Source organism: Aquamicrobium soli (assembly GCF_042646345.1).
Classification (GTDB): domain Bacteria; phylum Pseudomonadota; class Alphaproteobacteria; order Rhizobiales; family Rhizobiaceae; genus Mesorhizobium; species Mesorhizobium soli_A.
The window spans coordinates 1-21893 of sequence record NZ_JBHRTK010000014.1 but is presented as its reverse complement, the minus strand read 5'-3'; the positions used below and the strand labels follow the sequence as shown (position 1 = coordinate 21893).

The 21893-nt window shown below is 68.6% G+C and carries 27 protein-coding genes; 16 read left to right on the top strand and 11 right to left on the bottom strand.

Annotated features, from left to right (window positions below; all coding sequences use genetic code 11):
- Window positions 1–11: 11 nt before the first annotated feature.
- Window positions 12–257, top strand: a complete 246-nt coding sequence (locus ACFOHJ_RS15025; RefSeq protein WP_378221846.1) for a hypothetical protein — start codon at window positions 12–14, stop codon at window positions 255–257.
- A gap of 46 nt (window positions 258–303) precedes the next feature.
- Here the strand turns inward: ACFOHJ_RS15025 and ACFOHJ_RS15020 are convergent, their stop codons facing one another.
- From ACFOHJ_RS15020 to ACFOHJ_RS14975, 10 genes are all read right to left on the bottom strand, one after another.
- A complete protein-coding gene (locus tag ACFOHJ_RS15020; RefSeq protein ID WP_378221845.1) occupies window positions 304–1143 on the bottom strand; it encodes a hypothetical protein in 840 nt (279 codons plus the stop codon).
- Window positions 1125–1859: a hypothetical protein gene (locus ACFOHJ_RS15015; protein ID WP_378221844.1), complete on the bottom strand. Its 735-nt coding sequence runs from the start codon at window positions 1857–1859 to the stop codon at window positions 1125–1127. The genes ACFOHJ_RS15020 and ACFOHJ_RS15015 overlap by 19 nt, the downstream gene beginning before the upstream one ends.
- 369 nt (window positions 1860–2228) lie before the next feature.
- Entirely contained in the window at window positions 2229–2915 is a 687-nt protein-coding gene (locus ACFOHJ_RS15010; RefSeq protein WP_378221843.1) for an acyltransferase, read from the bottom strand.
- Complete coding sequence (locus ACFOHJ_RS15005; protein WP_378221842.1) at window positions 2912–3409, bottom strand: hypothetical protein; 498 nt, start codon at window positions 3407–3409, stop codon at window positions 2912–2914. The genes ACFOHJ_RS15010 and ACFOHJ_RS15005 overlap by 4 nt, the downstream gene beginning before the upstream one ends.
- Window positions 3406–3906, bottom strand: coding sequence for a hypothetical protein (locus ACFOHJ_RS15000; protein ID WP_378221841.1), 501 nt, complete (start codon window positions 3904–3906; stop codon window positions 3406–3408). The genes ACFOHJ_RS15005 and ACFOHJ_RS15000 overlap by 4 nt, the downstream gene beginning before the upstream one ends.
- 176 nt (window positions 3907–4082) lie before the next feature.
- Window positions 4083–4631 carry a hypothetical protein gene (locus tag ACFOHJ_RS14995; protein WP_378221840.1) on the bottom strand — a complete coding sequence of 183 codons (549 nt, stop codon included), beginning with the start codon at window positions 4629–4631 and terminating at the stop codon, window positions 4083–4085.
- Window positions 4628–5215 (bottom strand): thermonuclease family protein, encoded by a 588-nt coding sequence (locus tag ACFOHJ_RS14990; protein ID WP_378221839.1) that lies wholly within the window; start codon window positions 5213–5215, stop codon window positions 4628–4630. The genes ACFOHJ_RS14995 and ACFOHJ_RS14990 overlap by 4 nt, the downstream gene beginning before the upstream one ends.
- A complete protein-coding gene (locus tag ACFOHJ_RS14985; protein WP_378221837.1) occupies window positions 5199–5537 on the bottom strand; it encodes a single-stranded DNA-binding protein in 339 nt (112 codons plus the stop codon). Before ACFOHJ_RS14985 ends, ACFOHJ_RS14990 begins: the two co-directional genes overlap by 17 nt.
- Before the next feature lie 28 nt (window positions 5538–5565).
- A complete protein-coding gene (locus ACFOHJ_RS14980; RefSeq protein WP_378221836.1) occupies window positions 5566–6168 on the bottom strand; it encodes a thermonuclease family protein in 603 nt (200 codons plus the stop codon).
- A gap of 1 nt (window position 6169) precedes the next feature.
- Window positions 6170–6664, bottom strand: coding sequence for a hypothetical protein (locus tag ACFOHJ_RS14975; protein WP_378221834.1), 495 nt, complete (start codon window positions 6662–6664; stop codon window positions 6170–6172).
- A 94-nt stretch (window positions 6665–6758) separates the two neighbouring features.
- On the opposite strand from ACFOHJ_RS14975, the gene ACFOHJ_RS14970 reads away from it, so the two are divergent.
- The 14 genes from ACFOHJ_RS14970 to ACFOHJ_RS14905 are packed head-to-tail and all read left to right on the top strand — an operon-like array spanning window position 6759 to window position 19671.
- Entirely contained in the window at window positions 6759–7484 is a 726-nt protein-coding gene (locus tag ACFOHJ_RS14970; RefSeq protein ID WP_378221833.1) for a lytic transglycosylase domain-containing protein, read from the top strand.
- A gap of 13 nt (window positions 7485–7497) precedes the next feature.
- Window positions 7498–7800, top strand: coding sequence for a TrbC/VirB2 family protein (locus ACFOHJ_RS14965; protein ID WP_378221831.1), 303 nt, complete (start codon window positions 7498–7500; stop codon window positions 7798–7800).
- Window positions 7797–8093, top strand: coding sequence for a type IV secretion system protein VirB3 (locus ACFOHJ_RS14960; RefSeq protein ID WP_378221830.1), 297 nt, complete (start codon window positions 7797–7799; stop codon window positions 8091–8093). Before ACFOHJ_RS14965 ends, ACFOHJ_RS14960 begins: the two co-directional genes overlap by 4 nt.
- A 7-nt stretch (window positions 8094–8100) precedes the next feature.
- On the top strand, window positions 8101–10512 hold the full coding sequence (locus ACFOHJ_RS14955) for a VirB4 family type IV secretion/conjugal transfer ATPase (protein WP_378221829.1): 2412 nt from the start codon (window positions 8101–8103) through the stop codon (window positions 10510–10512).
- Window positions 10509–11390 carry a hypothetical protein gene (locus ACFOHJ_RS14950; protein WP_378221827.1) on the top strand — a complete coding sequence of 294 codons (882 nt, stop codon included), beginning with the start codon at window positions 10509–10511 and terminating at the stop codon, window positions 11388–11390. The genes ACFOHJ_RS14955 and ACFOHJ_RS14950 overlap by 4 nt, the downstream gene beginning before the upstream one ends.
- 10 nt (window positions 11391–11400) lie before the next feature.
- Window positions 11401–12114 (top strand): type IV secretion system protein, encoded by a 714-nt coding sequence (locus ACFOHJ_RS14945; protein ID WP_378221825.1) that lies wholly within the window; start codon window positions 11401–11403, stop codon window positions 12112–12114.
- Between the two features lie 31 nt (window positions 12115–12145).
- Window positions 12146–12334, top strand: coding sequence for a hypothetical protein (locus ACFOHJ_RS14940; protein ID WP_378221824.1), 189 nt, complete (start codon window positions 12146–12148; stop codon window positions 12332–12334).
- Complete coding sequence (locus tag ACFOHJ_RS14935; RefSeq protein ID WP_378221822.1) at window positions 12331–12528, top strand: hypothetical protein; 198 nt, start codon at window positions 12331–12333, stop codon at window positions 12526–12528. The genes ACFOHJ_RS14940 and ACFOHJ_RS14935 overlap by 4 nt, the downstream gene beginning before the upstream one ends.
- Window positions 12529–12536: 8 nt before the next feature.
- A complete protein-coding gene (locus tag ACFOHJ_RS14930; RefSeq protein WP_378221820.1) occupies window positions 12537–13667 on the top strand; it encodes a type IV secretion system protein in 1131 nt (376 codons plus the stop codon).
- Window positions 13664–14377, top strand: a complete 714-nt coding sequence (locus tag ACFOHJ_RS14925; RefSeq protein ID WP_378221819.1) for a virB8 family protein — start codon at window positions 13664–13666, stop codon at window positions 14375–14377. Before ACFOHJ_RS14930 ends, ACFOHJ_RS14925 begins: the two co-directional genes overlap by 4 nt.
- Entirely contained in the window at window positions 14374–15177 is an 804-nt protein-coding gene (gene virB9, locus ACFOHJ_RS14920) for a P-type conjugative transfer protein VirB9 (RefSeq protein ID WP_378221818.1), read from the top strand. The genes ACFOHJ_RS14925 and virB9 overlap by 4 nt, the downstream gene beginning before the upstream one ends.
- Before the next feature lie 6 nt (window positions 15178–15183).
- Complete coding sequence (virB10, locus tag ACFOHJ_RS14915; protein ID WP_378221816.1) at window positions 15184–16533, top strand: type IV secretion system protein VirB10; 1350 nt, start codon at window positions 15184–15186, stop codon at window positions 16531–16533.
- A 16-nt stretch (window positions 16534–16549) separates the two neighbouring features.
- On the top strand, window positions 16550–17536 hold the full coding sequence (virB11, locus tag ACFOHJ_RS14910; RefSeq protein ID WP_378221814.1) for a P-type DNA transfer ATPase VirB11: 987 nt from the start codon (window positions 16550–16552) through the stop codon (window positions 17534–17536).
- Window positions 17533–19671, top strand: a complete 2139-nt coding sequence (locus ACFOHJ_RS14905; protein ID WP_378221812.1) for a type IV secretory system conjugative DNA transfer family protein — start codon at window positions 17533–17535, stop codon at window positions 19669–19671. Before virB11 ends, ACFOHJ_RS14905 begins: the two co-directional genes overlap by 4 nt.
- A gap of 345 nt (window positions 19672–20016) precedes the next feature.
- Here the strand turns inward: ACFOHJ_RS14905 and ACFOHJ_RS14900 are convergent, their stop codons facing one another.
- Window positions 20017–20463 (bottom strand): DUF6314 family protein, encoded by a 447-nt coding sequence (locus ACFOHJ_RS14900; RefSeq protein WP_378221808.1) that lies wholly within the window; start codon window positions 20461–20463, stop codon window positions 20017–20019.
- A gap of 267 nt (window positions 20464–20730) precedes the next feature.
- Between ACFOHJ_RS14900 and ACFOHJ_RS14895 the strand changes: the two genes are divergently transcribed.
- Window positions 20731–21893: cytochrome c biogenesis protein DipZ (locus ACFOHJ_RS14895; RefSeq protein WP_378221806.1), on the top strand; the 1163-nt coding region annotated here is incomplete at its 3' end.

Here is a 21893-nt window from a genome sequence, read left to right as displayed (position 1 = left end):
AGGAGTCGCCCGTGATCCGGACTGCCGACACAAAGATCGTGGCCCACGAGCTCCACGCCCGCTACGACCACCTCAGGGCCGTCACGCTGATCGGCAGGACGATGCAGAAGGCGCTGTTCGCCGGCCGCTCGGACGAGGTCGTGTTCTGGGCGCTCGTGCACGCGCACTACTGCGGAGGCGAGCTCTGCGAATCCACCGAGGAGCAGCTGAGTTATTTCGCGGCGTTCATCGTCCGTGACCCCTCCGAGGTGAACTGATTTCCGCCGAGTGGGCCGACGTGAGGACGGGATGGCGGCCGAGCGCCTACCGATCGCGATCAACGAACTCCGCGGGATAGCCTCGCGCAAGCGCAGTGAAGTTCGGCTCGCCCTCTGTGTGGATGTCCAGCACTGCGCCGGGGCCGAGCGGGCTCGTCGCATACAGGTCGAACGCCGGCCATTCCGGCTCGCAGCCAGGTGATCGCACAAAAGTGGCGACGACCGCCTTGGCCGCCGAGTAGCTGTGGGACGTGATCTGCAGTGGCACGGCGAGCTCGATGACTCGCGGCCGTCCGAAACTCTTCACCAATTCGACGAGCTCCGGCTCTTTGAGCCAGAAATACACGCCTTCGCCGCCCCAGTGCTCCAGCAAGAGCTCAACGAGGCTATTCTCTGGAGACATGGGATGCGAGGTCATCCAGAACTTGCCCGCACGCGAGCCGTTCTGGTGGTGGAAGGGGCTCGCGGCATACAACGCGTCGGCATGCTCGGCCGACAGCGCCCCCGCGGAAACCTGCACGTCGAGCCTTTGACGAATAGTCTCCAGGTTCGAGGTGTAGACGCCGCCCGATCGCAGCAGCGAAGTTTCATCGTCCGTCAGCCGCGTGTAATGCCACGCTCGAATCGAGCGCTCTGCCATTGCAGACATGATGACACGCTCGACGAAATCGTTTCGAGCCTCGGCATGGGGATTGGTCGCGTACGGCGCCCAGCCTGTCGCCGCCTGGCGTTCGAGAAAGTGCTGCCGTTCGGTGAGGACGTAGTCGCGGAGCAAGTCGCGCTCTGAATTCAGCTCGGCCAAAAGCGCGGCGTCGAACGTCTCTGTGTTCCAGACGTCGATCGGTGCTCTTTGACTGTGTCCGCCCATCAGCGACGCTGGAACCATTGCACGGTCAGCTCCTCATGCTTTCCATCGTCCTCCCAGCTCAGTGTCATCCAATTGGTTGATGCAGGATAAGAGACAAGGATACGGCTCGGCCGGTACTTTGCGTCGACGAGGAATGGAAATTGGACCGGATCCGGCGCCTCGAGCAACAGCACGAACCGAAATCCCATGATGTTGATCGCCATGGCCCTGATGTCGTCGCGCTCGTCCGTGAGAGGCTGGAGCTGAAAGCGTGGGGTGTTCTCGGTCATGTCGCCAGCGTTCATGGTGCAGTAAAGCCCCGCGCCCTCGGGCCAGTGGCGAGGATCGTCGAGCATGTCGAGGACAGCCTCGTCCCTCGAGAACGCACCGGACAGCCTCTCCCGTCCGCGCGCCAAGTTCCGTGAGACGGCCGCCGCTTTGGCGGTCTTCAAAATCCAGCGTTCGAGGTCATGGCCGGATACGATCGCGTGTCTCGAGCCGTCATCATCTTCGAGATACAACTTGAGCGATGCGAAGAAGTAACGCGCGGCATCGTCGAGCGGGCTTAGCGCACTGTTGTGCTTCGTGCAGAGGCAGTTTGCTTGCGGCGGCGGGATTATCTTCGTCTCGCCGGCTTCCAGCCAGGGAACGCCTGAGATGGAAAACTCACCGCCGCCCGTCAGCACGCGGCAGACAGAATCGGATATGATGTGCTCGCCCGAGATCGGAGCGATGCACGATCCCAGCTCCTTCATGTAGCATTTTTCGACGCGCTCCCGCGCGGGCAGCGCCTTGAGACCGAGGACTGTTGGCGGTTTGTGCCAACGGTGGCCATCGAAGCAACAAGTGCGCGCGGGCTTCATCGAGCCGCAAGGACACGGCCCGCTCAAGACGGCTTCCCGTTTTCGTTTCGCCTCGCCCATCGTCGCGCATTTGAAACTGAAGTGTGATTGCGCACACCCGGAGTTCTCCAAGCTCTCGCGCAGGCGTTCGTAACAGGAGCCGGCGCGTGGTTACAAGCGGCTCGAGGAAATGGGCGCGGTTGCCCTGTCTCAATACTTGACGAAAAAGGGAGGCATCGCTGCCGCACGACACGGCAGCAAGGTTGTGTCAGGCCGGTCCGCCTAAACGTCGGTCGGGTTGACGACGATCGACGCGCTCGAGGCGGTCGGCGGGTTAGCGGCGATGCCGGTCGAGGTCGGGAAGTCGCCCGGCCCGCTCGGGCTCTCCTGGCACACCGCGGACTGGTCGCCGGTGAAGCAGGACGCATCGTAGCCGGCGCCGCGGATGAGGTAGCTGCAGACGCTGACGCCGTTGCCGTCCTTCACGTTGCGTGCGTTGCAGTCGCCGCTCGCGGCGTAGTTCGCGAGCTTGCCGTTCTTGCCGCAGCCGAACTGGCAGGCCATCAGGATCGCCGACTGGTCGATCGTGGCGCAGCGGCCGCCCGAGCAGACCTGCTGCCCGACCAGCGAGGTGAGGCCGTTCTTCTGCGCCTGCGACCAGGAGTTCTGCTCGTACTGCGTCCAGGCGACCGTCTGCGCCTGCGGGTTGGAGAGGAAGCTTTGCGCGCTGCCGCTGTAGTAGCGCTCGAACGTGCCAGGGCAGAACTGGAAGGCCCCGAGGCAGCCGGCCTGGTTGACCGACCCGAAATTCCCCTCGCTGCTCGACACCTTCGCGGCGAAGTCGGCGCAGTTCGCGGGGATGCCCGCCGACGTCAGGCTCGCGGCCGACTCGCCCGCGAGCGCGAGCGTCGCCGACAGGCAGAGCGCGATGCCTGCGTTGAACAAAACCGATTTGACGGCGCGGCTCATGGCTTGCCCGCCCCCACCTCGAACTTGAAGTCGCCGTTGACCAGGGTCTTGCCGTCGGCGCTGAGGAGGAAGGGGTGCTCGGCGAACGCCGCAGCCGGCCCCGTCTTCGACAGGCCGGCGAAGCGCGGGTCGTCCGGCGGGATGACCTGGTGCATCATGTCGTCGACGAGCACCGTGCGGCGGCCACCCGGCCCGACGCGCACGAGGCGCGTCGGGCAGGTGCTCGACGAGCAGTCGTCGTTCCAGACCTGCGAGACGAGGAGGTCGCCTTTGGCGCTGCGCAGCTCGTACTCGTGGATCGTCGCGCCGCCGGGACCGTCCGCGAGCGCGTCGTCCGCCCAGACCTTGTCGGGGTCGTGCTCCACGTTCCGGTAGGTGGTCTTGTAGGCGAAGGCGGCGTCGGCGGCGCAAGCCGGGGCGACGGCGCCGGCGGTAAGGAATGCAGCCGCCAGCAGCGGGATGGCGTGGTTTCGCATGGGCGGTCTCCTTCTCATTGCGGACTCGCGGCGTGCGCGGTCGGCGCAAGCGGCACAGCGAGCGAGCAGCCGTCCACCGCCTTGTGGTTCACGATCATCCCGATCCTCAGTGTCCGGGTCTGCACGTCGTAGGAAGCGTACGCCGCGGACGCGGCCGGGTCGGGCGGCGCGCCGGGGGCGAGCTCGAGGAAGCAGGCGCGGCCTCCGTCCATGGTGCGCACCTGCAGGCCCTCGTACACCGCGATGCGCAGCGGGCAGAGCTTCACCGTCGCGCGCGCGTCGGGCGCGACCGACTTCACCGTGCAGCCGATCGCGGTGTCGAGGACGGTGAGGACGACGGAGCGCCGGCTGCTCCAGACCACGAAGTGCGCCTCGGTGACGGGCGCGTTGCCGCCGGCGAAGCGGCGGTCGCCGCGCGCGCGGTAGCCTTCGTTGTTGCGCTCGATTGCTTCTTTCCAGATGTCGGCGTAGGTGGCGGTCGCAGGGGAGGGGCGCTGCAGGTCGGCGTAGGACATCGGCCGCCAGGCGCCCGGGTCGGGCGTCACCGATTGCGCGAGAGATGCAACGTCCGACATAGCGAGCCCAGCCAGCAAGAACGAGGCGAGCGCAGCCTTCCGCGCAAACGCCTGTCGTACCTTACAACATCTAATATACTGTCTCAACCCCGACCCCGTCCGCATGGCACAGCCCGCTACTCGTAGCGGTCGCGGCCCGGGACCCACCACCAGAAGTCCTTCGGCGAGCGCTCGCGGTTGCGCCACGGCACCGCGGTGCGCGGCGGGTACGCCGGCTGCATGTTCCACACGCCCGCGTAGTAGTAGAAGTTCGCCGTCTCGCGCCGCACCCGGCGGCCGCCCGCGTCGAGGAAGTCGGTGGCGCAGTGCACGACGGGGCCGCCGTAGCGGGTTACGCGCGCCGTCTGCGCGTCGAGCGCGCCGGGCTTGCAGCCGAACAGCCAGACCGACGCGGGGTACGCGCGGTCGGGCGGAGCCGAGGCGAGCAGGCGGCGGTACGCCGCGTTCGCCTCGGGCTGGGTCGGGTAGGGGAAGCGCTCGGTCAGGATGGGCGCGAAAGTCGAGCGGTCGGGGGCGTACTCGAGGCGGCCGGGCTTCACCTGCGCCGGCGCGTACATCGGCTCCGGCAGGGGCGGCCCGGAGTCGGCTGCCGGCGGGCGCGGCCCGGCGCAGGCGCAGAGCGACAGTGCCATGGGAACGAAGAGGGCGAGGGGTGCGCGGCTCATCGCGTCGCCTCGCTGCGCGCGGGGGACGATGCCGGGTGGCTGGCGCGCCAGTCCCACGGCATCTGGAAGGTGCTGGACCAAAGGCCGCGGTAGGCCTTGCGCGCGTCCTGCTCCGCCAGCGCGTAGGCGCGGATGGCCGGGTCCGCGTCGGTGCCGGGCTTGGCGACGGCGACGCCGGCGCGCAGCATGTCCGCTGCGAGGTCGGGGTGGCCCGCCGTCGCGCAGCGAACGAGGCGCTCGCCCGCCTCCTCGCGCAGAGTCGCGCAGGCGAGCCACGCGTTGAGCGTCGCGGTGACGAGCCACGCTGTCGCCATCGTCCCGCACGGCCACGGCTGGCGGCCGAGGCGCGCCGTCTGGCCCGGCGCGCAGGTGTCGATGCCGTAGAGCTGGTAGGCCTGGCCCGTCTCGATGTCGCGGAAGCGCTGGCCGTCGACGACCTCGACGCGCAGCGGCGGCGACTGCGGCGGGATCTTCGGGGCGTAGATGCCGGCGTCGCGCTCGGCCGGCTGAGACGCGGCAACGCCGCCGCCCATCGCGCCCAGGAGGAGGGCTGCCGCCAGCACGCAGTCACGCCGCCGCATCATCGCGGGCGCCGAGGTCGAGCTTGTGGAAGACGCTGGCGATGATGTCGGTCGTGTAGACGGTCTCGCCGTCCTTTTTGTACGACCCGTCGGCGATCCGGCACTCCGCGTAGACGGGGTCCCCCTTCGCGACGTTGGCGATGACCCACGCGGCGGCCTTCTCGTTGAGGATGCTGACGGTGACCCAGTCCGTCTCCTCGTGGCGCTCGCCCTTGCCGTCGGTCCACGCCCGGTCGGTGGCGATGTTGACCTTGGCCGACTTGTTGAAGGCCTTCGGCGACTGGCCGACGAAGCCGCGGACGATGAAAAGGTTTGTGGTTCGCATGCTCGCTCCTGTTTTTGGAAGTGGTGGCTCAAGGCTTTTTCGCCGCATCCGGCGGCGTTGCGGGCAAGGCGCCCGATTGCTCCTGACGCAGCGCGCGCAGGATGATCGCGTTCGGGTCGGGCACGTCGGCGAAGGCCCAGAAGCCGGCCTTGGCGCGCTGGGCGACGAGCTGCGCGACGAAGTAGGGCGTATGGACCGGCTGGCCGTCGGGCTTCAGCGCGGCGAAGGCGAAGCCCGTCGAGATCAGCGCCGTGCCGAGGTCGATGCGCGAGCCTGCGGCGGCACCCTTGGTCGGACTCGCGAGGCAGAAGACGAAGACGGTCCGGAGCCGGCGCGACTCGGCCGCGTCGTAGCACTGCGGGCGCAGGTCGCGGGCGAGCGCCGCGAGCATGGCGAGCGAGGCCTCGCCGCAGTCGCGCTTGAGGCCGTGGGCGTTGGTGAAGTCGGTGCCCCTGAGGCAGGCCTGCACGCCGTAGAGGCGGTAGGTGACGCCCGAAGACGACCAGCTGTCGCCGGTCAGGTAGACGGCGTCGTCCGGAATCGGAAACCAGGGCGACGCCCCCTGCGCGGCCGCCGGCGCGGCGAAGAGGACCGCCGCGAGGATTGCCGCCGAGGCCGTTGCGCGCGCCACCCTAGTAGCCCTGCAGCGAGAAGTAGAACCGCTGGACCCCGTTCGCGGTGCTGATGTCCACGAAGTAGGGGTCGGTGCGGCGCTCCCGCGGCGTCGCCGGATAGGTTGTGGTGCAGCCGCCGTCGCCGCCCCCGCAGGCGTTTTGCGGCTTGGACAGGTCGGCGCAGAGCTCGCCGTCCGGCGAGGGCGTCACCGCGCCGCCCGCAGTGCCCGTGGCGGCCGTCAGCCCGGCCGGGCAGGCCTGGTAGGGCTCGTAGCCCGGCCCGCTCGCGTGGCCCTCCGAACACGACGGCCAGCCGCCGCCGTGCGCGAGCCGGTGAAACAGCTCCTGCATCACGGGAACGCAGTAGGGGATGCCGGACCAGCCCGGGCTGCTCGCCGCCGCGCACAGCAGGACCTTGCAGCCGAACGACGCGTCCTGCGCCGCGGCCGGCGGGGCGGCGGCGGGCGCGAGGCCGAGGCAAAGCACGGCCGACAAGGCTGCGAAGCGGTTCATCCATCCCTCCCGATCGAATTGGGGACGTCGGGCAACAAGCTGTTGCCAAGGTAACAACATCTAATATATTGTCTATTGAAAAGTGGAGGCTGGCATGCGCGTGGGGGTGGCTTCAATCGGGTTGGGCGTTCTCGCCGTCTGCGCCGGCGCGCGGGCGCAGGACTTGCCGAAGCAGCCGCGCCTCGCAGCCGTCGACGCCTCGGGCCGCGTCGTGCCTCTCGACGCACCCGGACTTGTGGCCGCTCCGGCGGCGGCAGGACCGTGTCCGTCCGCGAGCGCGATGGCGCCCGGCGACGCGAGGGCGCTTGTCGCGCGGATCGCCGGGGAGGAGGGGTTCTACCCCGACCTCGTCCAGGCGGTGGCCAAGAGCGAGAGCCACTACGACTCCGTCGCGCTCTCCGACAAGGGCGCATTCGGGCTGATGCAGCTTCTCCCGCAGACCGCAGACCGCTTCAAGGTCGACCTGTGCGACCCCGCCGGCAACGTCCGCGGCGGCGTCCGCTTCCTGCGCAGCCTGCTCGACAAGTACAAGAACCCGTTCTTCGTCCTCGCTGCCTACAACGCAGGCGAGGAGGCAGTCGCGAAAAGCCGTGGCGTGCCGCCCTACCCCGAGACCGTCCGCTTCGTCGCCCAAGTCGTCAACGACGTCTACGGCTGGCCCGGCCCCGGCGCGCCGCAGCGCGGCGCACCCGGCGCGCTCGCGGCTGCGCAGCCCGACGTGGTCGAGATCGCGCCGAAGGACGAGCGGCCGCGCCCGGCCGCAACCAAGCCGCCAGGAAAAGGGGAGTGGAGCGATGGCTTCGTCATGCACGTCGACTGAGAGGGAGGACTATATGAGGCGACTGGTTTCGCGCGGGCCCGCTGCGCTCGCACTGCTGGCGCTGAGCGTCGTCGACGCCGCGGCGCAGTCGGGCGGCACGCTCCAGCCGGTGCAGTCAACGCTCACGCAGCTCGTTCAGGCGCTCACGGGGCCGATCGCGACCGCGCTCGCGACACTGGCTGTGATCGCCTGCGGCCTCTTCGCCTGGTCGGGACGGCTGACCTGGGGCATCGCCGGCAGCGTCATCTTCGGCATCGTGCTGGTGTTCGGCTCGGCGCAGATCGTGCAGTTCTTCCAGTCGGCGGTCGGCCAATGACGGGGGAGGAACTCGACGACCCGCTCATCACGCCGCTGGTCAAGGCGCTGACGCGCGCGCCGACGCTGATGGGCGTGCCGTACATGTACTTCATGTTCAACGGCGTGGTGTCGAGCGTCTGCTTCCTCGTCACGCACAACCTCCTCATGCTGCTGGTCGCGATCCCGCTGCACCTGTTCGGCTACGTTATGACACTGAGGGACGACAGGATCTTCGAGATCCTGTTCGTGCGCTCGACGAAGTGCCCGCCGCGCACGCGCGCCTTCTGGGGCGCCGATAGCTACTCTACGTGAGGCAAGGATGGTTGCGCGCGCGCTCCTCGACGAACTGACTTTCGGCGCCGTGTCGCGGCGGGAGCGGCCGGTCGCGTCGCATATCCCCTACACGCGGCACGTCGACGACAACATCATCAAGACGCGCGACGGCCTGGTCCTCACCATCCTGAAACTCGACGGCTACTCGTTCGAGACCTCCGACATGAGCGAGGTCAACGCCCGGCTCCTCGGCCGCAACGACATCGTGCGCACACTCGCCAACTCCCGCTTCGCGCTCGTCTCCCACATCGTCCGCCGCGAAGTGCAGCCGCGCATCGCCTCAACCTTCGACAATGCGCTCTGCCGCGAGATCGACGAGCGCTACGACGCCGCGCTGTCGAAGCGGCGGATGTTCGTCAACGACATCTACCTCACGATCGTGCGCCGCCCCCTGCAGGGGCAGGCGGGCACCTTCGACGCGCTGATGACGAAGGCGCTGGGCCGCAGGGACGCCGCGGGCGAGTCGGTCGCCATGCAGACCGCGCTCAACGAGCTCAGGGACGCCGCGACCGCGCTGCGCGAGAACCTCGCCGCCTACGGCGCGCGCCAGCTCGGCGTGGTGCGGCGCGACGGCGTTTGGTTCTCCGAGCCGCTCGAGTTCCTGGTGCAGGTCGTCGACGGCGGCCTCCCGCGCCCGATGCACCTGCCGCGCATGAACCTCGCCGACGCTCTGTCGCTGAAGCGCATCTTCTTCGGGCGCAACGCCATCGAGGTCCGCGGCGCAGGCCCGGAGGACACGCGCTTCGCGGCGATGATCTCAATCCGCGAGTACCCGGCGCAGAGTGGGCCGGGCTCGTTCGACAATTTGCTGCGCGTCCCGCACGAGTTCATCGCGACGCAGACCTTCGCCATCGTCGACCGCCCCGTCGCCGCCAAGCAGATCGACCGCGTGTCACGGCAGGTCGACATGTCCGACGAGGCGGGCTCGATTGTGGCCGAGCACCTCGACGAGGCGCGCGACGAGCTGCTTGCGTCGGAGGCGATCTACGGCGAGCACCACATGACGGTGATGTGCCTCGGCCGCGACCTCGCCGAGGTCGGCGCCGCCGTGACGGCGGCAGGCGCCGCCTTGACTGACCGCTCGGTGATCTGGGTGCGGGAGGACCTGAACTGCGAGCCGGCGTTCTGGGCGCAGCTACCTGGCAACTTCGCCTACATCGCGCGCAAGGGTGTCATCTCGTCGAAGAACTTCGCCGGCTTCGCGTCGCTGCACAACTACCCGAGCGGGAAGCCGGACGGCAACCACTGGGGGCCTGCGATCTCGGTGTTCGAGACGACGTCGCAGACGGCCTACTACTACAACCACCACGTCCGCGACATCGGCAACTTCACCGTCGTCGGGCCGACCGGGTCGGGCAAGACGGTGTTCCTCTCGTTCATCGCGGCGCAGACGCAGCGCATCGAGCCACGTCCGAAGGTCGTCTTCGTCGACAAGGACCGCGGCGCCGAGATCTTCATCCGGGCGCTGGGCGGCCAGTACGAGGCGCTCGTCCCCGGCGAGCCGACTGGCTTCAACCCGCTGTCGCTGCCGGACTCGGCTGCGAACCGGGAATTCCTCTACCAGCTCTTCGCCTTCATGCTGCGGCCGGCGAAGGGCGGCGACCTCTCGGCTTCGGAGGAGCAGGTCATCCGCAACGCCATCGCCGCCGCGCTCTCGGCGGGGCCTGAGGGGCGGACGCTCAAGGCGTTCTCGACCTTGCTGCGCGGGCGCATCCGCGCCGGGGAGGGCGACCTGCTGGCGCGGCTCGAGAGCTGGATGCGGCCCGACCAGCGCGGCTGGCTGTTCAACAACGACGAAGACCAGTTCTCGATCTCCAGCATCTTCGGCTTCGACATGACGCGCGTGCTCGACGATCCCGTCATCCGCACGGCTGCGCTGATGTACATCTTCCACCGCACCGACGAGCTGCTGACCGGCGACCCCGTCATGATCTTCCTCGACGAGGGCTGGCGTCTGCTCGACGACGAGGTGTTCGCGTTCTTCATCCGCGACAAGCTGAAGACGATCCGCAAGCAGAACGGGATCATCGGGTTCGGCACGCAGTCGGCCGCCGACATCGTGCGCTCGCACGCCTCCAACACGCTGATCGAACAGACCAGCACGAACATCTTCTTCCCCAACCCGAAGGCCGACGACGAGAGCTACCGGCAGGCTTTCCGCCTCTCCGGCCGCGAGGTGGACTGGATCCGTAGCACCGTCCCGGAGAGCCGGTCGTTCCTGATCAAGCACGGCCGCGACAGCGTCGTCGCACGCCTCAACCTGTCGAGCATGCCCGACCTGATCAAGGTCCTGTCGGGCAGGACGGAGACCGTCGCCGAACTCGACGCGCTCCGCGCGCGCGTCGGCGACGACCCGGCTGCGTGGCTGCCGATCTTCCTGGGGAGGGAGCAACCGTGAGACGAGCTGTCTTCGCCTTCGCCGTGCTGACGGCGTTCGCCACCCAGGCCCACGCCTCGATCCCCGTCGACGACGCAGCGCAGCTGACGCAGCACTCGGTGACGGCGAGCACGACGGTCAAGTTGGTGCCCGTGACGACGCAGCGCAAGGACGCCAACAACGGCGTCAAGTGCGCGGTGACGACCGGCAAGAAGGCCAACGTCACCGACCCGACGGTGAAGCCGCAGGACGGCGCTGGGAGCCAGGAGATCCACGCCTACGCCCCGGACCTGCCGGCGACGCCCGATCCGGCGGCGCAGGGCGCCACGCTGAGCAGCCAGACCTTGTTCAAGTCGACCGGCGACGTCGTCGCGGGCGTCGACGCCAGCCGCTCGACGCTCTCCACCGCGCAGTCGGGCTTCAAGTCGGCGGGCCAGCAGGTCGGCACCGCGACGACCGTGATGGCGGCGATCGACATGAACAGCGCGGCGCGGCTGCAGAACGACTTCGCCTGGAACGGTGTCACCGGCTCCACCAACCTCTGGGTCACCGCGCTCAACGCGCTGAACCTCGCCATGGCGAGCGACACAAGCCGAGCGGCCGGCGGGATGAGGGCGGCCGTCGCCGGGAGCACGCAACCGAAGGGGCCGTCCTGCCCGGCCGGCATGGCCGGCAGCGGCACGGCGTCAGACCCGTGCAGGACGCCGAACGGATGCTCGACGACGCCGCCGGGGACGCCGCCGGACCCTGGCTGCGTCAGCGCCCGCTACGTCGATACGGACGGCAACGTCGTCTTCTACCTCGCGCGGGCGCAGGAGAGCGCCCCTGCAGCGGACGCTGCGCTCACTGTGGCCGACGTCGCCGCCGCGCTCGCCGCCATCAACGCAAACAGCCGCTAGGGAGGACCTCATGCGGACCATGCTGTCATTCGCCGCCGCGCTCGCCATCGCCGCCTACGCCTCGCAGGCATTGGCCCAGGTGCCCGTCATCGACAACGCCAACCTGCAGAAGGCCCAGGAGATCGCGACCAGCACGCAGAAGATCCTGACCGCCGACCAGCAGATCATGCAGTTCACGCAGAAGACCTTGCAGGCCGTCACCGGCGACCGGTCGTCGCAGGCGCAGGGCACGCTGGCCCAAATGGCGCTCGGCGGCGGCTTCTCGATGGCGCAGGCCCCCTCGCTCGGGTCGGTGATCTCGGGCGGCGCGCTCTCCTTCGCCGGCATGGGGTCGAACTCGCAGAACATCGTGTCGACGCTGATCAACGGCCTGCAGCTGGTGCAGACGATCACCGGCCTCGCCAGCGGCCAGACCCACCCGGCCGACACGGCCTACAAGAATTCGGTCAACGTCGCCGCCACCCTGTCGGGCCTCATCAACTCGACGCAGGGCGCGGTGCAGCAACGCTCTAGCGCCTTCAAGCAAGGCGGCCAGCAGATCGGGCAGGCGCAGGACCTGAAGGGGAGCATCGACCAGAACACGCAGGTCCAGGTCCAGACGGGGTTGACGATCAACGAGCTTAACGGCGTCGTCAACAACGCCGCGGCGGCCGCGAACCAGGCCAACCTCGACCGCATCGCGTCGGAGTCGGCCGCTGCGCGCGCGATGAAGTTCTCGCAGTGAGCGGGAGCCCGCAACAGGGGAGTGAGGGGCAATGTCGAAGACCACAGTCATCGCGATCGCGGTCCTGGCGGCCGTCGCCGGCATCGCGATCGGCCGATACGCGTTGCGCGCCGAGGCTCCGCCCACCGCAACGGCGAGCCAGCCGAGCCCGCAGGACAGCGCCGCAGAGTCGGCTTCGCGCGCGATGACGTTCACGCAGCCGAAGGCACCGGCGAAGTGAGGGCCGCACTCGCCCTCCTCGCGAGCCTCGCGGCAGCGCTCACGCTCGGCGGCTGCGCCTACAAGCCGCTCAAGGCGCCGTGCTCGGCCGACGAGGGCGGCACGCCGCTCGCCTACACGGACCTGCCGCCGCCGTCGCCCGCCGCCGTCGCGATCCGCGCAGTGGACGCCTGCGGCCCGATGCGGCCGATCTGAGGGCGGCAATGGCGAACAGCTTCAACATCACATCGCTCCTCCAGTCCGTCGACCAGCTCGGCCAGAACTACGTCTCGACCGCCTACCAGGCGCTCGCCAACGCCGCGACCTCGGGCGGCGCGACCGGCGTCGCCGGGCTGCTGTTGACGCTCTACGTCATCTTCTGGGGCGTCGGCATCTGGCAGGGCACCGCGACGGGCGGCCCGGCCGACCACGCCTTCCGACTGTTCCGCGCCGTGATGATCTACGTGCTCGCGACGCAGTGGGGCGACTTCCAGACCCTCGTCTACACCGCGCTCAACGACGGCCCGTCCGCGATCGGCAACGCGCTCCTGAGCGCCGTCACCTCGGCCAACAGCACCGGCACGTCGGCCAACCTCACCTCCGTCAACGGCGTCCAGACGGCGCTGCAGAACATGTGGGACACGACGAACACCGCGACCGAGGCGTTCCTGCAGAACGCCGGCATCACCAACTGGGGGCCGTACATCTTCGCGGCAGTGTTCTACGTCGTCATGGCGATCCTGATCGGATTCGCGATCTTCCTGATCGTGCTGTCGAAGATGTTCATGTGGCTGCTGCTCGCGCTCGCGCCGCTCTTCATCATCCTGCTGCTCTTCGGCGTGACGTCGCGTTTCTTCAGCGGCTGGATGAGCTCGCTGGCGCAGTACTTCCTGGTGCAGGTGCTCGTCTACGCGTTCCTCGCCTTCTACGTCTCGCTGATCCAGCAGTCGATCGACACGCTCAACGGCGTCGCCAACTCCAAGTCCGCGACCTGGGCGACCATCGGCCCGGTGGTGCTTCTCGCCATCATCGGCATCCTGCTTCTCAGCCAGATCAACAACATGGCGGCTGCGATCGCCGGCGGCGTGCCGATCTTCTCGCCGCGCATCGGCTCGGTGCTGGCCACGGCGTCGGGCTACAGGCTCGGCGCCGCCGCGAACCGCGCGCGCCTCGCGTTCCGCAACCCGCTCAACCCCGCCTCGGTGTCGCGCCGCGAGGAGCTGGCGTCGCGGCAGCGCGCGCGCGTCGGCCTGCGCGCGGCGAGTTGGGCGCAGTCCGCGGAGTTCAGGCGCCTCGCTGACCAGTTGCGCAACCCCGGCACGCCGCCGGCGCAAAACGGAGGACGGCGGCCGTGACGGAGAGCACTGCAGGGGAGGGGCGCGTCGACGCGCGCTACTACGCCGAGGGAGCGACCTGGGAGCGCGACATAGCGCGCCGCAACCGCAACTCCCGGGCGCTCGCCTGGATCGTCGCCGCGGCGATGACGGTCGTCGCCGTCACCGCGCTCGGCGTCCTCGCGCTCCTCGTGCCACTGAAGACCTACGAGCCCTACATGGTCGTCGTCGACAAGACGACCGGCTTCGTCGAGGTCAAGCGGCCGATGGCCGAGGGCCCGCTGACGCAGGACGAGGCCGTTACCATGTTCAACGTCGTGCGCTACATCAAGGCGCGCGAGACGTACGACCCGAAAGCGCTGAAGGACAATTTCGACCTCGCGCAGCTGCTCGCCGCCGGGGACGCGGCGCGGGAGCTCACGGAGATCTACTCGCCGGCGAACCCGGGCAACCCGGTGAAGCTCTACGGCACCAACACGGAGGTCAGCGTCGACATCAAGTCGGTGACGTTCCCGAACAACCGCACGGCGCTTGTGCGCTTCTCGACCGACGAGAAGTCCGCGACGAACATCGTCACCCGGCACTGGGTGTCGCTCGTGCGCTTCCGCTACACCTCCGCGCCGATGCGCAACGAGTGGCGCTTCGACAACCCCCTCGGCTTCCAGGTGCTCGAGTATCGCCGCGACCAGGAGTCGGCGCCGACGCCCCGCACGGTCGGGGCGCAGCAATGAAGCGTTTCGTGGTCGCGATCGCGCTCATGGTGGCGCTCCAGTCCGGCGCGGCCCTCGCCGAGTCCACGCCGCGGCCGGGCCGCCTCGACTCGCGCATCCGCAACGTCGTCTACAGCCCGGACAACGTCACGGCGATCGACGCGTCCTACGGGACGTCGACCATGATCGAGCTGCAGCCGGACGAGAAGATCGAGACGCTCGCGCTCGGCGACTCCATCGCCTGGAGGGTGGAGCCGAACCGGAAGGGCGACATCATCTTCGTCAAACCGGTGGAGAAGAACGCGCAGTCGAACCTGAACGTCGTGACCGACAAGCGCATCTACACCTTCCTGCTGCGGTCGAACACGCGCCCGGCGGCCGGCCAGATCTACGCGGTGCGCTTCCGCTTCCCCGACGACGAGGCCAATGCGAGACTGCTCGCGGAAGCCAAGGAGCGCGCGGCCAACCCGAACCTGAAGGCGCTCAACATCGCCAACGCCAACAGCGACTACGGCTACAAGGGGTCGTCGGCGAACAAGCCGGTCGCCGTGTTCGACGACGGGACGAAGACCTGGTTCCGCTTCGAGGGGGAGACGCCTGCGATCTACATCGTCGACGCCGACCGCAACGAGAGCCTCGTCAACTACCGCACCGAAGGGCCCTACGTCGTGGTCGACAAGGTGTCGCCGCAGTGGACGCTGCGCAACGGCAAGGAGTCGACCTGCATCTTCAACCGCCGCCTGACGAACGTGCACGAGCCGAACGGGCTCGAGCCCTACGCGCCCCAGCGCGTCGGCGCGGCGACGACTTCGGGAGGCTGAGCGCCGATGCCGACCGCCGACGAATACCGATCGCTGGAGATGGACGCCGCCGCCGCGACCTCCGTCGCGCGAGGCCGCACCGCGCTCGGGCGCTTCCTGAAGGTGGCGGTCCCGCTCGGCGCGCTCGCCGTCGCCGGCTGGCTCGTCTGGGGCACGCTGTCGCGGCGCACCTCGACGATGACGACGCCGGACAAGGAGGAGTTCACCACCACGCAGTTTCCGGCGCCGTCGCTGTCGACGCCCCGGCCGCAGACCGACCAGGGAACGATCGTCATCCCGCCGGCCCCGCCCGAGCAGCCGCCGCCGGCTCCCCCGGTCGCGCCTCCGCTCGCGCTGCCGCCCGCGCCGGCGCCGGAGCCGCCGCTGGCGGCAGCGGCGCCCAACGACGACGAGGCGCGCCGCCTCGCCGAGCTCGAGCGCCAGCGCCAGGAGGAGGAGCGCAGGCGCTGGGAGCGGCTGCGCGCGCCGCAGGTCATCGACGACAACGCCGCGGCGGCCGCGGCGGCGCCCCACGGAGACGAGAGCGGCCGGACCGCAGCCGGCGCCGACGACGACCCGAACCGGCGCTTCCTCGCGTCGGTGTCTTCGGCAGGTGTCGAGGTCGCCCGCGCGACGAAGAACAACCGGATCGACGCGCTCGTCGCGCAGGGCACGTTCATCCGCGGGGTGCTGGAGACGGCCGTGCAGAGCGACCTGCCGGGAATGGTGCGCGCCGTGGTGACGGAGAACGTGTGGTCCTTCGACGGCCGCCGCGTGCTGATCCCGGCCGGCAGCCGCCTCGTCGGCGAGTACAAGTCCGGGATCGCGCAAGGCCAGACGCGGGTGTTCATCGTCTGGACCCGCATGCTGCGCTCGGACGGGGTGTCGGTGCAGCTCGGCTCGAACGGCGCCGACGACCTGGGGCGGGCCGGCAACGCCGGCTTCGTCGACAACCACTACCTCGAGCGGTTCGGCTCCGCGGTGATGCTGTCGCTGGTCGGCGGCGCGGCGCAGTTCCTCAGCGCCTACGGCCAGAACACCAACGGCTACGGCAACGGCACGGTGATCACGTCGACCGACCCAGTCACCGGCGTGGTGACGCAGACCCAGACGGGCGTGAACCAGAACCAGTTGTCGCTGCAGGCGCGCGAGATCGCCGCGCAGAACATCTCGCAGACCCTGACCAACATCGCGCAGGAGGCGCTCCGCAACTCGATCAACATCCCGCCGACGATCTACCTCGACCAGGGCACGCGCATCATCGTCTTCGTGCGCCGCGACCTCGACTTCTCGGCGCTCTACCCGGACCCGGTCAAGGAAGCACTGAGGGAGCTCAAGCGTGAACGCGCCGGCGCGAAGCCTGACGGTCTTCATTGACCGCGCGCTCGAGCCGGTGCGGCCCTGGCTCGAGGACGACCAGGTCGTCGAGATATGCGCCAACGGCCCCGGCGAGGTCTGGGTCGAGCGCTTCGGCCAGTCCGCCATGGAGCGCCACGAGGTGCCGGCCCTGACCGAGCACGCGATCCGCCACCTCGCCGAGCGCGTCGCCGGCCACTCCGGGCAGAGCGTCAACGAGGAGCACCCGCTGCTGTCGGCGGCGCTGCCGACCGGCGAGCGCTTCCAGGGCGTGATCCCGCCAGCGACGACCGCCGGTGGTGCCTTCGCCATCCGCAAGCAGGTGATCAAGGAGATGCGGCTCGACGACTACAGGCGGCTCGGCTCCTTCGCGAAGGTGAGGGCCGCGGAGGAGGGCGCCCTGTCCGACGTCGACCGCGCACTGTGCGAGCACCTCGACGCGGGCCGCATCGAGGAGTTCATTCGCCTCGCCGTGGTCAACCGCTACTCCATCCTGCTCTCGGGCGGGACGAGCTCAGGCAAGACCACGTTCCTGAACGCGATCCTGAAGGAGGTGCCGGCGGAGGAGCGCATCATCACCATCGAGGACACGCGCGAGGTCAACCCGATCCAGAGGAACTACCTGCCGCTCGTCGCCTCGAAAGGCGACCAGGGCGAGGCGAGGGTCACGGTCGAGACGCTGCTGCAGGCCTCGATGCGGCTGCGGCCCGACCGCATCTTCCTCGGCGAGATCCGCGGCGCCGAGGCCTACTCGTTCCTGCGCGCCATCAACACCGGCCACCCCGGCAGCATCACCACGGTGCACGCCGACAGCTCGGCCGGCGCGTTCGAGCAGCTCGCGCTGATGGTGATGCAGGCCGCGCTCGGCCTGCGGCGCGACGAGATCATCGCCTACATCAAGTCCGTGCTGCCGATCGTCGTCCAGCAGACGAAAGTCGGCGGCTGGCGCGGCACGTCGGAAGTGTACTTCTCGCGGATGGCGGACTGGCGGCGCGAGCGCGTGCAGCGGGGGACATCGTCGTGAGCCGCGTCGTCGCCTACCGCGTCGGCGTCGGGCTCCTCTGCGCACTCGCGTTCTGGCTGCTGTGGAGCCTCGCCTACGAGGTTGTGGTGGCGCTGCGCTGGGCGCCGCACCGCTTCCCGAGCGAGGGCGCCTCGCGCTGGGCGCTGTTCGCGATGCAGAACGCCGACCGATCGGCCGACTTCTTCCTGGTGGCATGGCGGCATTTCCACGACCGACTCCACTACGCGCCGACGCGGGCCGAGGCGCTCATCCGGGGCGCCTACGCAGCGGCGGCTGTCGTCGCACTCGGCCTCGGCGGCGCACTGTTCGCCTACGTCAACCGACGCCAGATGCCCTACGGGGCGGCGCGCTTCGGCAGCGTCATGGAGGCCGCGAAGCAAGGCCTGACCTCCAGGCGCGGCATCGTGCTCGGCACGCTCAGCGGCGCAACGCTGCGCTCCGACGAGCCGGCGCACGTCCTCGTCGTGGGGCCGTCGCGGTCCGGCAAGGGCACCGGCTTCGTGCTGCCGAACGGCTACCTGTGGGAGGGCTCGGCCGTCTTCTTCGATCCGAAGCGCGAGAACTTCGACGCGCTCGCGAACCACCGCGCGGCGATAGGCAACAAAGTCTTCATGTTCTCGCCGGGCTCGAACGACACGCACCGCTACAACCCGCTCGACTTCGTGCGCCGCGACGAGCGCATGGCGACCGACTGCCTCGTCGTCGCGTCCTTCGTCATCCCCGAGAAAGCCGACGACACCTGGGCCGGGGCAGGGCGCCTGCTCCTGTCGGCGCTGATCGGCTACGTGCTCGCGTCGCCGCTGATCGCCGGCGCGCAGCACATGCGAACGGTCGCGCGGATGACCACGACAGGCAAGGACATCTCGTCGGTGCTGCGCGCGATCGTCAAGACGGAGCGCCAGCACCTGCCGACCTGGGTCGTCGACAGCTTCAACCAGTACATCGCGCTCGAGCCCGAGACGCGCAACAGCGCCGTCTTCAACGTCAACATGGCGATGTCGCTGTGGAACAACGGACTGATCTCGGCGGCGACGGAGACGTCGGACTTCGACATCCGCGAGCTGCGGCGCACGCCGATGACGATCTTCATCGGCTGCACGATCGCCGAGCTCTCGATCTTCCGGCCGCTGATCCGCATCCTCTTCCAGCAGATTCACGACTTGCTGATGGTGAAGATTCCCGGCGACGACGAGCCGCACCAGGTCCTGCTGATGCTCGACGAGTTCTACCACGTCGGTCGCATGGACTCGCTGATCTCGAAGATCACGATCAGCGCCGGCTATGGCTTCCGCATGGCGATCGTCATGCAGGACCTCGCGCAGCTCGACGAGCTCTACGGCAAGAACACGCGCATCACGACGGTGTCGGGCTCGCAGATCAAGCTGTTCATCCAGATCAACGACCTCGAGACGTCGGAGTTCGTCTCGGAGATGCTGGGCGAGACGACGCAGGTCTACAAGACGCCGATCCAGCGGCCGGGGCAGGGGATCTTCGCGCCGCGCGTCTGGGCGCCGCACTACACGCCGCGGCCGCTGCGCAGCCCGCTCGAGCTGCGCGAGATGTCGTCGCGCCTCTCGATCCTGATGGTGAAGAACTCGCCGTCCTTCGAGCTCACGAAGATCAGGCACTACCTCGACAAGCCGTACCGCGGCTACTTCGAGCGCGCCAAGGGCTCGCCTCCGGTCCTGCCGCGGCTGCGCCCCTGGCAGGACGAGTCGCTGCAAGGGGCGATCAACCCCGCGCCGGAGCAGCAGGAAGCGCAAGAGGGATTCGCGACTGCATCGCGGCCGCGCAAGCCCCCCGCGCGGCGACAGCCGCAGCGCCCGGCCGCGAAGGCCAAGAGCGCGCCCGCCGCGCGAGAGGACGCAGCGCCGCTGGCGCTCGCGCCGCGGCGGCCTGGCGCTCCTCCGCCCAAGCCAGAGCCGCGCAAGACGCTCAGCCTCGGCGCGCAGCCAGCCGCCCCCCCGGGAGAGAGCTGCGACGTGCGCGAAATCCTGGCCGCCGCGGCGGAAGCGCAGGACGACGGCTTCAAGGCGATGGCGGCCGTGCTCCGCGGCGAGCAGGGGCCGAAGGTCCGGCAGGCCGTCGAGACGCTCGACGCGCTGAACCGGTCGTTCGGCGACGACCGAAAATAAGCCGCGGCGGCAAGGGATGCTGGAAGGACGCGCACAGGACTCGCCGATCGACGAGGGCCGGGGCGGCGAAGCCATTACAGTGCCGGCAATTTCAGCGGACGCATCAAACGTCGGCACCGCGAACTTGCCAATGCGCCGAGGGTCGCCGGCGCACCAAGAGTGCAATCCTTGCGTCCAGAGGTGCGAGGGAACGAGCTCGGCAGCGGTGCGCAAGGCGGCGCAAGCCAACTGTGACAGCGCCTCGCCGAGTCAGATTGCGCACGGGCGAGGGAGCGAGCCGATAGGGCCACCCATCGCTTCGGTTGCTGTTCACGCCCGCGCGGCCGCCTGACGAGCCGTGCAGCTCTACCCCTGCATTCGATCGAAGCGAGCGAGGCTCGAATAGTTTTTCCGCGGGCCTACGACACGCCAGAACTCGACCCACCGGCACGCATCCTTGAAGAAGAAGGATCCATGGTAAGAGTCCGAGCCGCAGCGGTGCGATACCGTCTGGCGTGCACACAGGCCGAGCACTATGAAATCCGCCCCGTTCGAGAATCGCAGCGACAGCCGCCACCCCTGCCGGAACAGCAGATAGGATCGCCGCGCAACGAAGGTACTCGAGCCCGCAACGACTTCGCCCTCTTCCGTGAACCGATCGGCTTCCACCAACGCCGTGCCCTCGAACCGTTGGACCGCCCCAGTCAGGCGGTCGATGACCTTGCGCCTCACCGCCCATCGGCCGGCAAAGGCCGGAAGCGCGTCGTGGGACAGGCTGTCGGTAACAGGAGCAACACTTCCTCGTGAGCGCACGCCGCGATCCCCTTCGTCCGTGTGATTTGATCTCGCAGAGCGACTATATCCCACTGAGTTCGACGAGCTCTCGCTTTCGCAACGTTGGCGCGAACGGCGGAGCCGTAGGCGACGCAGTGGGGCTCAACCTGGAGTGGTTTTCGTTGTATCCCTTCGGATATCACGCACGGCCGCCAAGCGAGTTTTCGCAAACGAGACAGCCATGACACATCCGAAACCATCACGTTGTTTCAGGCTTGCGTCTTCTTCGTCGAGAGGTGCCGCGGCGTGACCCTGTTTGTCCTTGCTTATGTCGCCGGTGTGCTCACCATTGTCAGCCCTTGCATCCTCCCGGTGCTGCCGTTCGTGTTCGCAAGAGCCGACCGCTCCTTCCTGCGGAGCGGTCTTCCCATGTTGGCGGGCATGGCGCTTACGTTTGCGGTCGTCGCCAGCCTCGCTGCAGTGGCTGGCGGCTGGGCAGTCGAGGCGAACCATTGGGGGCGGCTCGCGGCCATTGTGCTTCTGGCGCTGTTCGGCCTGACGCTCCTGTTCCCCGAGTTTGCCGACCGCCTCACGCAGCCATTGGTGAAGCTCGGCGCGCGGCTGTCGCAATCCGCCGACAGGAGTGCTGCGAGGAGCATATCGAGCGTCTGGCCATCTCTTCTTCTCGGGGTCGCGACCGGCCTCTTGTGGGCGCCCTGCGCCGGCCCCGTGCTGGGACTGATCCTGACCGGAGCGGCGCTGAACGGTGCCAGCGTCGGCACCAGCCTCCTGCTTCTCGCCTACGCTGCGGGCGCGGCGACGTCGCTCGCCTTGGCTGTCCTCGTCGGCGGCAGGGTCTTCGCAGTGATGAAGCGCTCCCTCGGCGTCGGCCAGTGGATCCGACGTGCGCTCGGAGTTGCCGTGCTCGCGGGCGTAGCGGCGATAGCGCTTGGGCTCGACACGGGGTTCCTGACGCAGGTCTCGATCGCTGGCACCAATTCGCTGGAGCAAGGACTGCTCGATCGCCTCCGTCCCTCAAAAAAGGGAGCGAGCGCTGCCGCGAACGGCGCGCCGACGATGGCCATGACGCCGAAGGCGGCGCCCGCGGCGGAGGTGTTACCGGTCGAAGGCTCGCTGCCATCGCTCTCCGGCGCCGTCGACTGGCTGAACTCGAAGCCGCTGACCGCCGCGTCGCTGCGCGGCAAGGTGGTGCTGGTCGATTTCTGGACCTACTCCTGCATCAACTGCCTGCGGGCGCTGCCCTATGTTGAAGCGTGGGCAAAGAAATACAAGGATCAGGGGCTGGTGGTGATCGGCGTGCACACGCCCGAATTCGCCTTCGAGAAGAACGTCGACAACGTGACGAAGGCCGTGGCAAGGCTCGGCGTCACCTATCCTGTCGCCATCGACAATGACTACGCGATCTGGAAAGCCTTCAACAACGAATACTGGCCGGCGCACTATTTCAT